The sequence below is a fragment of the Mesorhizobium sp. WSM3862 genome (assembly GCF_002294985.1).
Taxonomy (GTDB): domain Bacteria; phylum Pseudomonadota; class Alphaproteobacteria; order Rhizobiales; family Rhizobiaceae; genus Mesorhizobium.
Map to the genome: position 1 here is coordinate 91,763 of NZ_NSGE01000002.1, position 12,350 is coordinate 104,112.

General features: G+C 59.6%; 6 protein-coding genes and 6 pseudogenes. 9 read left to right on the plus strand and 3 right to left on the minus strand.

Annotation, left to right across the window (positions count from 1 at the left end):
- Positions 1-598 precede the first annotated feature (598 nt).
- The 5 genes and pseudogenes from CK224_RS04855 to CK224_RS04875 all read left to right on the plus strand — a co-directional run.
- Positions 599-2,029 (plus strand): phosphomannomutase, encoded by a 1,431-nt coding sequence (locus CK224_RS04855; protein WP_095780977.1) that lies wholly within the window; start codon positions 599-601, stop codon positions 2,027-2,029.
- Positions 2,029-3,438 (plus strand): annotated as a pseudogene (locus CK224_RS04860) (mannose-1-phosphate guanylyltransferase/mannose-6-phosphate isomerase). Before CK224_RS04855 ends, CK224_RS04860 begins: the two are co-directional and overlap by 1 nt.
- Before the next feature lie 768 nt (positions 3,439-4,206).
- Positions 4,207-5,181, plus strand: a complete 975-nt coding sequence (locus tag CK224_RS04865) for a hypothetical protein (RefSeq protein ID WP_095780978.1) — start codon at positions 4,207-4,209, stop codon at positions 5,179-5,181.
- A 417-nt stretch (positions 5,182-5,598) separates the two neighbouring features.
- Positions 5,599-6,780 carry a 5-demethoxyubiquinol-8 5-hydroxylase UbiM gene (gene ubiM, locus CK224_RS04870; protein ID WP_095780979.1) on the plus strand — a complete coding sequence of 394 codons (1,182 nt, stop codon included), beginning with the start codon at positions 5,599-5,601 and terminating at the stop codon, positions 6,778-6,780.
- Between the two features lie 328 nt (positions 6,781-7,108).
- Positions 7,109-7,252, plus strand: a pseudogene (locus tag CK224_RS04875) (helix-turn-helix domain-containing protein); the annotation flags it as partial.
- Positions 7,253-7,619: 367 nt separating this feature from the next.
- Here the strand turns inward: CK224_RS04875 and CK224_RS31810 are convergent.
- Positions 7,620-7,898 (minus strand): annotated as a pseudogene (locus CK224_RS31810) (LysR family transcriptional regulator); the annotation flags it as partial.
- Positions 7,899-8,465: 567 nt separating this feature from the next.
- On the opposite strand from CK224_RS31810, the gene CK224_RS04885 reads away from it, so the two are divergent.
- The 4 genes and pseudogenes from CK224_RS04885 to CK224_RS30605 all read left to right on the plus strand — a co-directional run.
- A complete protein-coding gene (locus CK224_RS04885; protein ID WP_095780981.1) occupies positions 8,466-9,248 on the plus strand; it encodes a sulfotransferase in 783 nt (260 codons plus the stop codon).
- 549 nt (positions 9,249-9,797) lie between these two features.
- The gene (locus tag CK224_RS31815; protein WP_245425796.1) at positions 9,798-9,914 is read left to right on the plus strand and encodes a transposase; all 117 of its coding nucleotides are present in this window, start codon (positions 9,798-9,800) and stop codon (positions 9,912-9,914) included.
- Positions 9,915-10,210: 296 nt separating this feature from the next.
- Positions 10,211-11,383 carry an MFS transporter gene (locus CK224_RS04895; RefSeq protein WP_095780982.1) on the plus strand — a complete coding sequence of 391 codons (1,173 nt, stop codon included), beginning with the start codon at positions 10,211-10,213 and terminating at the stop codon, positions 11,381-11,383.
- Between the two features lie 84 nt (positions 11,384-11,467).
- Positions 11,468-11,563, plus strand: a pseudogene (locus tag CK224_RS30605) (transposase); the annotation flags it as partial.
- On the opposite strand, the pseudogene CK224_RS32460 reads toward CK224_RS30605, so the two are convergent.
- A pseudogene (locus CK224_RS32460) lies at positions 11,559-11,747 on the minus strand (FAD-dependent hydroxylase); the annotation flags it as partial. The pseudogenes CK224_RS30605 and CK224_RS32460 sit on opposite strands and share 5 nt — an antisense overlap.
- Positions 11,748-11,882: 135 nt before the next feature.
- Positions 11,883-12,307, minus strand: a pseudogene (locus tag CK224_RS04905) (transposase); the annotation flags it as partial.
- Positions 12,308-12,350 lie beyond the last annotated feature (43 nt).

Sequence of the window (12,350 nt, forward strand, 5' to 3'; positions counted from 1 at the left end):
CCTGCAACAAGCGGCTGTTCGGCAGGTTTGAGGGTGACGCCGCGGCGTCGAGAGGAGATGGCCCGCGCCGTTGTTGAACGCAGCTTTCCACGCAGCCGAGTTTCCAGCCTGGCCTCACCGATACAATTCATCGACCGCATGGCAGCCTCAAGTCACAACCTGTTGAAGCTCCACATCGAGCCGACCTTAATCCATTAGCTAAAATCGCAGGGTTCTACTGCGCTGATCAAGAAGGCTTCCCTATCCGTGCCATGGATGCATCCCATCCAAACAACCAAGTTTACCGATACGTCATGATGCTGCATAGCAAAGTACCGGCGGGCACCGATCGATCATTCCACTGCCTTGATCATTAGATGAGCGCGCCAAGAGATTCCAATAGAAGGAGAGCTATGGATGCCCCTGACTGCCAGTGGAGGCCCTAACTTCCGTTCTGAGCTCCTGTTTGGGTCGTTCTGCAAATTTGATCGGCCGTTACCGTGTTGAAGAGAGCGCACATCTGAATAGCAGGTGGCTGAGAACGATGGCGCTTTCAATAGAAGCACTAGCCCACTGCAATATTATCCCACCTTACCTGTCCCCCCAGCAAAGCGAAGTCATGAAATTCGGGTCAAGCGGCGTTCGAGGTTTGGATTCAGAATTACTCGGCAAGGCCAGCGGGCTTTATACCGAAGCTTTCGCCTGGCGTTTGAGTTCGAGCCAGGTTCAGCCGAATAGTTCGGTCTTCGTAGGCCGCGACCTGCGTGAAAGCAGTCAAGCGATAGTCAACAATTGCATGGCGGCGTTGGCCGCAAATGGTTTCCAGCCGATCGATTGCGGCGCCATACCGACGCCTGCCCTGGCACTATATGCACGCAGACACGGCGCGGCGGCTCTTATGGTCACCGGGTCGCACATTCCAGCCGATCGCAACGGCATTAAATTCTACGGCCCGAATGGTGAGATCAGCAAGGCGGATGAGGCCGCGATTACGCGCTTTGTCGCCGAAAGATCAAATGCATATTGCTTGCCACCCGCTCCTCTGGGAACGACGTGGCCTATCCGCCATGAAGAGGCGATGGCCTCTTATCGAGAGCGCGCCAATGACATGCTGGAGCCGGGCTCCCTTTCCGGCCTGAGACTTGGAGTCTACCGGCACAGTTCGGTAGCAGCAATACTTTTGGTGGAAGTTCTTCAATCGCTCGGCGCCGGCGTGGTCGCCGTCGGGAAAACCGAAACTTTCGTGCCTGTCGATACCGAAGCCGTGGATGCAGCCACGATTGCAAAATTGAAAGAATGGGTCCGCGAATTCAATCTCGATGCCATCGTGTCGACGGATGCGGACGCTGATCGGCCACTCATTGCCGATGAAAATGGCGATCTGTTTCGCGGCGATCTGGTTGGGCTCGCCACGGCTCTCTTCCTGAAGGCGGATACCGTCGTGACGCCTGTGACCTCCAATTCGGGCATTTCGAAAGCTTTCGGCTTCGACGTCCTGAGGACAAAGGTCGGGTCACCATTTGTCATCGAAGCCATGGAGGCGTCACATCGTGCTGGCAGCATCGTTGTCGGCTTTGAGGCCAATGGTGGCGTTCTCCTGGGGTCGGATTACACGGCGAACGGGAAGACTTTGACCGCACTGCCGACGCGGGACTCGCTTCTCCCAATCCTGGCTGTTCTCGGTACCATGGCATCGACAAAGAAGAACCTGTCGCAACTGCGCGAGCTCTGGAAGCTTCCGGTATGCGCGAGCGACCGGCTGCAGGATTTCTCCGCCGAAAGTTCAAGCAGATTGATGGATCGCCTCGCAAACCTCGACGCGCTGCAGCAATTTCTCGCCCCGTTCGGGACCGTAGCCGAAGTCGACAAAACCGACGGCTTCAGGGTGCGTATGCGCACAGGCGAGATCATACACCTGCGGCCCTCCGGCAATGCACCGGAACTGCGCTGCTATTCGGAAGCTTCGAGCGAGAGCAGAGCCACGACGATCGTCGCCTCGGTGCTGAAAAGAGCACAGGCATTCGCGTCGCAGACGGTAGAGGGCATTTGATGAAAGTGGTTCCTGTCATCATCAGCGGCGGAGCCGGCTCGCGGCTGTGGCCCGCCTCCAGGCAGTCGCACCCCAAGCCTTTCCTCAAGATGGCGGACGGGCGTTCGCTCATTCAGCACAGCGTCTTGCGCGCGGCTTCGATTGTGGGGGCGGCCGAGCTCGTCACCGTGACCTCCAAGGACCATCTCTTCCTCACGAAAGACCATTTTGACGAGCTGGATTCCGCCTGCTCCCGCGCACCTTCCTGCTCGAGCCGGAGGGCCGGGACACGGCCGCCGCTATCGCCGCGGCGACCATCCACGCCAAGGCGACACAGGGGCCGGATGCAATCCTGTGCATTTTTCCCGCGGACCAGATGATCGGCGACCTGGCGGCCTTTGCAAGCGCCATCAGTCGAGCGATCGAGCATGCGGGGCAGGGGCGTATTGCAACCTTGGGCATTAATCCAGACAGGCCGGACACGGCATTCGGCTACATCGAGGCCGATGGCGAAAAAGTCGTCCGTTTCGTCGAGAAGCCGGACGTCGAGACCGCCAAATCCTATGTCGCCTCCAAACGTTTCTTCTGGAACGCCGGCATCTTCTGCTTCAAAGCGCAAGTAATGCTCGATGAGATGGCCCTGCATTGCAAGGAGGTGGTCGATGCCGTTCTCGGCAGCTACGAGAACGCCGCAATCATTGACGGCGAGCGCTTCGCCAGCATCGAGCTCTCGGCCAAGCATCTCGCCGTGGCTCCGCGCATCTCGCTCGACCGGGCGGTGATGGAAAAGGCGCACAATCTCGCCGTTGTCCCTTGCGAGATGGGGTGGAACGACATCGGTTCCTGGAACGCAATGGCCGAACTGATCCCTCCCGACGAGAGCGGCAACAGGATCCGCGGCGATGTCCATGTAGTGGACACGGTAGACACCTACATAAGCTCGGACAAACGAGTCATAGGGACGGTGGGCGTCAGCGACCTGGTGATTGTCGATTCCCACGATGCGCTGCTCGTTGCATCCCGCGATCGCGTCCAGGACGTCAAGAAACTGTTCGAGGGGCTCAAGGCTGCGGGACACGAAGCGCACTTGCTTCATGGTACCGTGCACCGGCCCTGGGGCACATACACGGTTCTGGAGGAAAGCGAGCGCTTCAAGATCAAGCGCAGGTTAACCCGGGCGGGCGCTTGAGCCTGCAGATGCACCATCACCGCTCCGAGCACTGGTCGTGGTCAGCGGCACTGCGAAAATAGTCAACGGCGACCAGGAGCTACTCCTGACCACCAATCAATCCACCCATATCCCGTGCGGCCACAAACACCGGCTCGAGAACCCCGGCAATATCGTCCTGGTTATGATTGAGGTCCAAAGCGGCGAATATCTGGGCGAAGATGACATTGTGCGGTTTGAGGACGTATACGGTCGCACCTGACCAACGTCTACAGGTCGTGATCAGAAGGGAACTTCGTTGAGGTTTCCCTTTCCTCGTTAAGCTAATGGCGTGCCGAGCTTAAGCGAGAAGATTGCGTTGATTACTGGCATCAACGGTGAAGATGCTCCCATTTGGCCGAAATGTTGGTCAAAAGAGCTTTTCGGTCCATTACATAAGCCGTCGCACGTCCCCCTTCAATAAGGACAATTCGGAACTCAGCTCCTTCGTCGCATCGCGCCTCTATGCCCTTCATGCGTGTGCCTCGCGAAGATAGCTGAGCGTCCAATCGACCAGACACTGCATTGGAGCCGGTCGTGGGCGCAGCCGGTCGATGCGAGTATATCTGCGAAATCACCGGATCGGCGGTTTTGGGTTCCCAAATTTACGGCGAGGACAAAAAACGTCACCGCACAGATTGGCGTTCAAAGCGATGCTACCGCGATCATCAATGGCGAGTTGGTGCACTCGGCGGGCGCCACCCCAGCTTCCCCAGAAACAGAGTTGCCATTCAGGGGGTCGTTAAGGTCGCGATCTCAACATACGGCTGTTCTCGATCGAAGGGCTCGGCCGGTCTGCTCAATACAAGTGAGGACGAACTTCGGACATTGATCCGAACAGCATTTGCCACGCGCAAGGGCTATTGTGCATTGCACAAAAACCGACCCGCGGCTAAACGTCCTCCCGCTGCGGGAATCGGGCTTGGATCCCAGCGGCGAGGCAGCGAGAACCGATGCTTCGTCGATATCGCATTCATAGCTGAGGACCTTCATGACCCTTTCGAGCCCTGACAAATCCGGCGCCGCCAGTCTCGAGGCTATCGCCCGAAACGGCGGCGTGCTGCGCCGCATCGCCGTGCGCATTCCCACCTATCTGTCGGACATTCGCGAGAACCCGGCATGGCTGCCGATGTTCGTGCTGGCCCGCACCATGCCGGCCCGCAGGATGCACTGGCGTGGGGCAAAGCCGGTTCGCGTGTCGCAAAAGGCCCACGACACGATGCTTGCCGGCGTCAATCGCCAGGACGTTGTCGAGGCGCTGCGGTCGGACGGGCTGTTTTGCGGGCTCGTCCTTCCGACTTTCATCCATGACGAGATCGCCGCCTTCGCCCGGTGCACGCCTTGTTTCGGCAATTTCGATCGCCGTCTCGAATTCATGCCTGAGGACCATGCCGAGGCCGAGAAGCGTTTCGGCCGCTCCTTGCTCAGCGGCCACTATTTCGAGCGCATCCTCGACTGCAAGGCAGCGGTCGCCATCCAGAACGAGCCGCTGCTGCTCGACATCGCCGCGCATTATCTGGGCGCTCAGGCGAAACTGATCACCACACGCGTGTGGTGGAGCTTTCCCACCGGCCAGGCTTCCGACGCCGACAAGAACCGTGCCTCGCTGGGGAAGTATCATTTCGATCTCGATGACTGGCGGATGCTGAAATTCTTCTTCTATCTGACGCCTGTCGACGAGGGCACCGGCCCGCATGTCTATGTCCGGGGCAGCCACAAGCGGCGCATCCTCAAGCATCAACTTACACTGCTCGTCGGCCATCCGGCGCATGAGGTTCTCAACGTCTATGGCGATGACAGCCCCGTCACGCTGACCGGCGAAGCCGGCCTCGGCTTTGTCGAGGATCCGTTTGGCTTCCATATGGGCACCGTGCCTTCGCGCACGCCACGGCTGATGATGGAAGTCGGCTTCGGCGTGTCGCCGCCCTCGCGCCGGCGCTTCCATGGCGAGCCTGTTATTCGCTGATCTCGCAAAAGTCCTGAAAACAGCCTTCCCAGGTCACACGCCTGGTTCTCCCCTGGGCTAGCTGGTGCCATGGCGTCGTCATGGGGTCAGCTGGCACATCACTGGATCGAGGTCATCCGACGCCGGTTGGGCCTCGACTGACCCAGATCAAGGCCATGTCCCTATCGGCGTGGTTTGATCGGCCAGTTCTTCAGGGAAAAAACGCATGTGCTGACCGGCAGCCTGGTCGTCGCTCCCATCATCTTGAAAATCCGGACCATACGGCAGGCAAATGACGCTTCACCAGCCAGGAACCGACGTGAGAAACGCGCTTGAGGCGACGCGGCGGGCCATGGATCGTAGCGCGCTCGACGCACGACGTGCGGCTCGACGCCAGCAGCGTCTCACGAAGAGAGCCGACGCGCTGGCTGCCCGTTGATGGCCGGCTGTGACGACAGCTTCGACATCATTGTCGTTGGCGCCGGGCCGGTCGGACTTTCCTTCGCCGCATCGCTTGCCCACAGCGAGCTCAAACTGGCGGTTGTCGAAGGGCAGTCCCTGGAAAGACTGGCAAGTCCGGCTTTCGACGGTCGCGAGATCGCGCTCACCCACGCCTCGATTGGCATCCTTCGCGAGCTCCGCGCCTGGGATGTTATCCGCGCTTCGGACAAGTCACCGCTTCAGGGCGCACGCGTCCTCAACGGATCGAGCCCTTTTGCGCTGTGTTTCGATTCCCCCGACGGATCCGCGGAACCACTGGGCGTTCTGGTCCCGAATTGCCGGATCCGCGATGCCCTTTTCAAGATCGTCCGCTTGCAGGGCCATGTCCGCCTGCTGTGCGGCCACTCGGTCGTGCGTGCAACAAACAGCCGCCAGGGAGCAGTTATAACGCTCTCCAATGGCAGGCAGCTGACCGCTCGGCTTCTCGTTGCCGCCGATTCGCGTTTGTCCGCCACCCGCAATCTCCTCGGCATCGGCGCCGATATCAATCGGCTTGGCAACTCAATGCTGATTTGCCGGGTGAGGCACGAGCGCCCCCACCATCAGATCGCGATTGAATGGTTCGATCATCATCAGACGATAGCGATGTTGCCCCTCGCGAAAGGCGTGTCGTCGCTGCTTTTGACTTTGCCCTCAAACGAGGCCGAAGGACTGCTTGCCCTTGATGACGAGTTGTTCCTGATGGAGTTGACGAAGCGCTGTCGAGGGCGCCTCGGCAAGATGAGCCTGGCAAGCCAACGCCATATCTATCCGTTGGTCACGACCTGGGCGCACAGGTTCCGGGCGCCGAGCGCCGCATTGATCGGCGACGCTGCCATCGGCATGCACCCGGTAACCGCTCATGGCTTCAACATCGGCCTCGGCGGCCAGAAGCAGCTCGCCCGTGGTATTCAGACAGCATGGCGCGACCGTCGAGACATTGCCGATCCCGACATGCTCCACAGATATGAAAGCCGACTGCGCCTGTCGGCGGCGCCGCTCTACCATGCTACGAATATTCTTGTCGGACTCTACTCAAGCGAGCATCCGGCGGCACGGCTTGCAAGGCATGTGGGGCTGCGCCTCGGACAACATCTTCCCTTTGTCCGTCATGGCATTGCGGCCATGCTGAGGCGGTGAACCCCAGTCACAGTGGCATTGTCCGCGCGCCGGCCTAGCAGGCTGGCGAGTGTGGTTCGATGTGAGCGGTTGCGGCTGCGCGGAATCGTCGATCCCCGTGAAGAGCATGACGCCTTCTTCCGCCGTCCCTCTACGGAGCGATCGGTCAGGATTGCTCTGTCTTGGAACGAGAGAGGACCGCCGCGATTTTCCACCCGCCGCGCCGTGGCTGCACGCTTGTCGTTCCATGGTCAGCCGCATCCGGCGCAGCCGGCACACGAGGTGAGCGACCGAACGAATCCTCAAGAGCGACGATCCGAAGGAGCCCAATTGCTCGACAATGGGTTCGCGGCTGACGGAACGCGACGGGCTGATCGACGCGATGGAAGAGGCCAACAGGGTCCAGGCTAGGGCGGCTCATATCCTCGGCCTCACGCCGCGGCAAGTCGGCTATGCTCTGGGCCGGTACGGAATTGAGGTGAAGAAATTCTAAACGCCTGAATGATGTCAGGTCGCGAAGTCGCCCCCGGCCATTGTTGAGCCCGCTGCGCCGCCTGAGCGAGGACATGACGGTCCGCAACAACGATCGTACATCCTCACGGTAGCGGAGGTGTTTCGGCCGTTTCTCCGGACCGACGATGCGCGCCGTCCTGTACGTCTCCTTCGCGATGTAAGTGGTCACGCCGCAAGCTTAGACAGCTCAAGGTGGAGTTCGCATAGGAGGTGCGGTGTCGCCTTCACCCTCATCGCTGCCGTGCGACCCTCCATCATTCAGAATCGGCAACTGGGCCAGCGTGCCGAAAGGCTGTCGGATGGGAAGGTCGACCTCGTCACCACGGCGATCGCCCGGCAACACGCAGGTCGTCCTCGAGAGGCAGCAATTCAAAGCTGGTGGCGGGCGCCTCCCGTGCGACACGCTCCACCACCGCTTGAAAAAAATACGACCGTCATGAAATCGGAAATGCCGATCCTGAAGCGACGCGCCGATTGGGTTGGGTTGAATTATCCCAGGGAATGATAGAGAGCTGGATGTGCAGCAGAGCCTCGCGGACCGCGGGGCCGAGCCCTTCCGCACGGCGTGCTGGGACAAGTTCACGGCCTCTCATGATAAATACCTCATCGCGGAAAAAGTCGCGCACCGGCTTTAGCCGGTGGAGCATTCACATTAAGGCCCTTGAAGCGCACGGTCGATTCATCCACGGCGTGGATGTGAAGTATTCGAACAATTGATTTTACGACGTTTATGGAGTGCTGCATAGAAAAATGCGAACCGCGAGAGTCATCTTCGGACATATAAATATGGGCGTTCATTGCCCTGTTTTCTGAAGTATACGTCTAGCATCAAATGAGGCCATGCTCACTCCAGCCATGTTCTTCGACGTTGCGCAAGCTCCATCGATCTGGCTGACACAACCAAGCCCCAAAGGCCGCTCGGAGGCATACCACCGGCAAAGCTCCGTACGCTTTCCAGACTGTTCGAGATCGGATCGCGTGACGCGTACCCCAAGAAATGGCAAGAGGAAGTTATTCCATGCGCTTTCCAAAGTACGCCTGGAGACTATGCTGGGAAATGAGCTGGGGACTTGCAGACTATGTAGAATTCGCCGATTTCTTTCGAAAAGCCATTTTTAGGATGGCGGATTACATAGAGTTGCTGCGCCGTTTGGTCAACCCAGCCGAACAAACCTTGGAACGGAAACACTTGCATGACCCATCCAATGCCTTCACCTAGCCCATTTGTGATCCTTGCGATGCCGAGGGCGGGTACGCATTACTTGGAAGAACTGCTGAACGAGCATCCGAGCGTACTTAGCAACGGTGAGTTGCTCAACCCCTATGATACTAACTGGCTCGATAAGGACCGCTTGCTAGGCAGCGATCGCGAGCTCCTCGAGCTTGCCTACTTGCGTTATTCCAACGCAGCCAACAAGAAGGTTACGCGCGTTGGTTGCAAGATCAACGAACCTCAGTTTGGCGAGCGTCCGGGCTTTTTTGCTGAGCTCGCTCGTTGGCCATGCCTGAAGGTCATCCTTCTAGTACGCAGAAACACATTGGAATCGCTGCGATCGCTGACACAGGCGAGGCAAACCCGCCAATGGCTTAAGTACACTTCGGGCAACGACGCGAATCCGTGCGTTAAACTGACAGTCGCCTGCTGCGAGGCTTATTTCAAGACCGCCGATGAATTCCACAATCTCGTCGCGCGCTCCTTCGCGTCCACCGACTTGCATGTGGTCGAGTACGAGAGCCTTCTTGGCGAACCCTCTGCGTGCTTGGCAACAATTTGGGGTTTCCTAGGGATTCCAGCGGTTCGGCTCTCTGGTGCCACTATCCTTAAGCGGCAGGAAGCGCGCCCCCTGGACCAAACGATAGAGAATTTCGGAGATTTGCGGCGTCACTTCGCAGGCGGACCTTACGCGCGATTCTTTGAGGTTGGTGACCGTCTGAATAGTCGGCACAGCGGAAAGCGACAGCCTGCCCTTCCTTAGGCTCCGGGATACCGATGTCGACGAGCTCGCTCGCCCTTCCGACAACTGCGCAGCGCTGAATTCAGGGCGAAAAAGCGGCTCGACGAGGAAGGGCGAGCATGGGCGTCCAAACCTAGAGACCGACACACCCGCAAGGCACCGGCACCACCATCACCGCTTCCCGCAATTGGCACGTCCATGTTCATACGGCAATGGCGTAAGACATTCCAGGCCGAGCGAAACGAAAAGCTTGTAGAAACCGCAGGTAGGCAAGATTCCGCCGGCGAGAGCCAGCGCGCCGGAATGGCAATAAGGGCTCGAATGGCCTCCTGTGCTGGCAACACCGGGAAGCAGCACGAACATGCGCATTGGTATAGCGATGCCGGGAGTTGCTGCGTGAGACGGCGCGAGCGCACGAAATGGTCATTCACGCCGGATCGACGTGCCATGCTTGTGTCGGTCCCGCCGAACCTGTCGGTATCGCGTGCGGTGCGCACCTGAAGCGACGCAGTTCACACAAGCTGCTGAGCGAGTTCGGGGGTATTGCGCAAACGCTACTAGGGCCAGCATCTGTGGGCGAGGGGTTATTGGGTTGCCACAAGCGGCAATGTGACCGACGAAATGTGGGTGGGGTACATCAAGAACCAGACACCGCCCGAGCCTGACAGCAATTTCAACGTGACGTGAGTTCGCGCCCTGTCCGCCGGGTGGCGGACCGATCCGGCTTTAAGCCGTAACCTGAAGCCATCGGCTTTAGCCGGTGGAGCATTCACACCCGATGCTCAGAAGGTAGCCGGAAAACTCCCTCAACGCGCGGCATGGGCTTCCCGGGCAGCAGTGCAGAAAATGACATAGACGGGGCGACAATGTCGGACATGCGACGTACCTGTTTAGGCTATCTGCTTGTTCCAGAATGACCTTTTATTCGGAACGGCACATGCTTGGTTGTCCGCGAGTCATCACCGAGCGAGTCTGGACACCCCATGCCTTTGCCGATCCTTGCGCTTGCCATTGCGTCCTTCTGCATAGGCACCACCGAATTCGTCATCATGGGACTGCTGCCGGAGGTGGCCGCCGACCTCGGCGTTTCAATTCCATCGGCCGGCCTGCTCGTCACCGGCTACGCGCTGGGCGTTGTCATCGGCGCACCGATCGTCGCCGCGGCGACGGCCCGCCTGCCGCGCAAGCCGGTGCTTGTGGGCCTCGCTACGCTCTTTGTCATCGGCAATCTGTTCTGCGCGCTTGCGCCCAATTACTGGCTGCTGATGGCGGCGCGCGTCTTCACCGCTTTCGGCCATGGCGCCTTCTTCGGCATCGGCTCGGTCGTCGCCGCGAGCCTTGTGCCGCGCAACAAAAGGGCGAGCGCGATCGCGCTGATGTTCGCCGGGCTGACGCTCTCCAACATCCTCGGCGTCCCCTCCGGCACCGCGCTCGGCGAAGCCTTCGGCTGGCGCGCCACCTTCCTTGCCGTCGTCGGCATCGGGCTGGTCTCGGTCGCGGCCATCGCCTGGCTGGTGCCTTCGGATGTCGCCGAGCCGAGCGGTGGCGGCCTGCTCGCTGAATTGCGCGTGCTCGGCAAGCTGCAGGTGTGGTTGGCGATGCTGATCGCCTCGCTTGCATCGGCCAGCCTGTTCGCGGTTTTCACATACATCAAGCCTTATCTCACCGACGTCTCCGGCCTGTCGACGGCGACCGTCACCTGGGTGCTGCTCTTGTTCGGCGCCGGCATGACGATAGGCAACCTCATCGGCGGCAGGCTGGCCGAAAGGAGGCTGATGCCGACGGTAATCGGCACGCTGCTCGCCATGGCCTTGGTGTTCGTCGTCTTCGCCAAATTCGGTGCGATAGCGATGGCTGCTATCGCCATCGTCTTCCTATGGGGTATGCTGATCTTCATCGTCGTGCCGCCGCTGCAGATCCGCGTCGTCGAGGCGGCTGCCGAGGGCCCGAACCTTGCCGCCACGCTCATCCAGAGCGCCTTCAATGTCGGCAATGCCGGCGGCGCTTGGATCGGTGGCCTCGCAATCTCCTGGGGCGTGTCCTACGCCCAGTTGCCGCTGGTAGGTGCGGCGCTGGCGCTGCTAGCCGTCGCCGCCGCTGTGCTGCTGCAGTCAGTCGACCGCCGTACTGTCCTGCAGACGCGGCCGGCGGAATAGCCGCTCTGCGCATGGTAAGTCGGCAACCCCCGAAATTCTGGGCTGAATACGAAGGGTAAGGCGATGCGACAACATTCCGAGATGCGCGAGATCAAGCGGCGCACCGAGGTCGTCGGAAATTTCCCGAACGACGATGCGATCGTGCGCCTGGTCGGCGCAATCCTGCTCGAACAGAACGACAGCGCTTCGTCAACTCCATCAGGAACAACTCGTCGTCAAGGGCAAGCAGTTCTTCGGCCTCGTTTGAGGGCAAAGTCAAAAGCAGCGACGACACGCCTTTCGCGAGGGGCAACATCGCTATCGTCTGATGATGATCGAACCATTCAATCGCGATCTGATGGTGGGGGCGCTCGTGCCTCACCCGGGCGCTGATGCTGGAGCCAGGGAAGCGCGCCACTGTCGCATTTCTAACTTGTTGTGCCCCGCCCTTTGAAAGGCCGTGGCGACATTTCTACTTTGCTGAGGGCGCGACATTCGAACTTGGTTGCAACCACCTTTATCAATCAAATGCAGCTACTACGGTTGATTTGATGATGATTCCTCCATCCGAGCTTCGCCGCATCGACGGCCCGTGGCGGCGCGAAAGACGGTCAGTAGTTGCAGCGCCGGCGGCACGCGCGACCGATGGTTCTCGAGACTTCTCGACCATGCCGGGTTTTCCGAACGGCGCTCCCAGACACCACGCGCTGCGACCATCGGAAGCCAATCTCGTAAAAAGACAGTCGGCTGCTCCGGGCCGATATGATGAAAGACGCCAGCGATGGGACGGCGGACACGGGCGTAGCCCTCCACCGAATTGACGTGGACGGCGTCGCGAACATCCTCACCACTGGAAAGCTTCAGTGTCACGTGCTTGGCAAAGCTCTCACCAACGGCCATGAATGCTTTCCACTCGTCGCTCATCAATTGAGCTCTCGATTCGATCCAGAGCTGCGTCGCGAAGCGTAGGTCAACGGTCGCAGCGTTT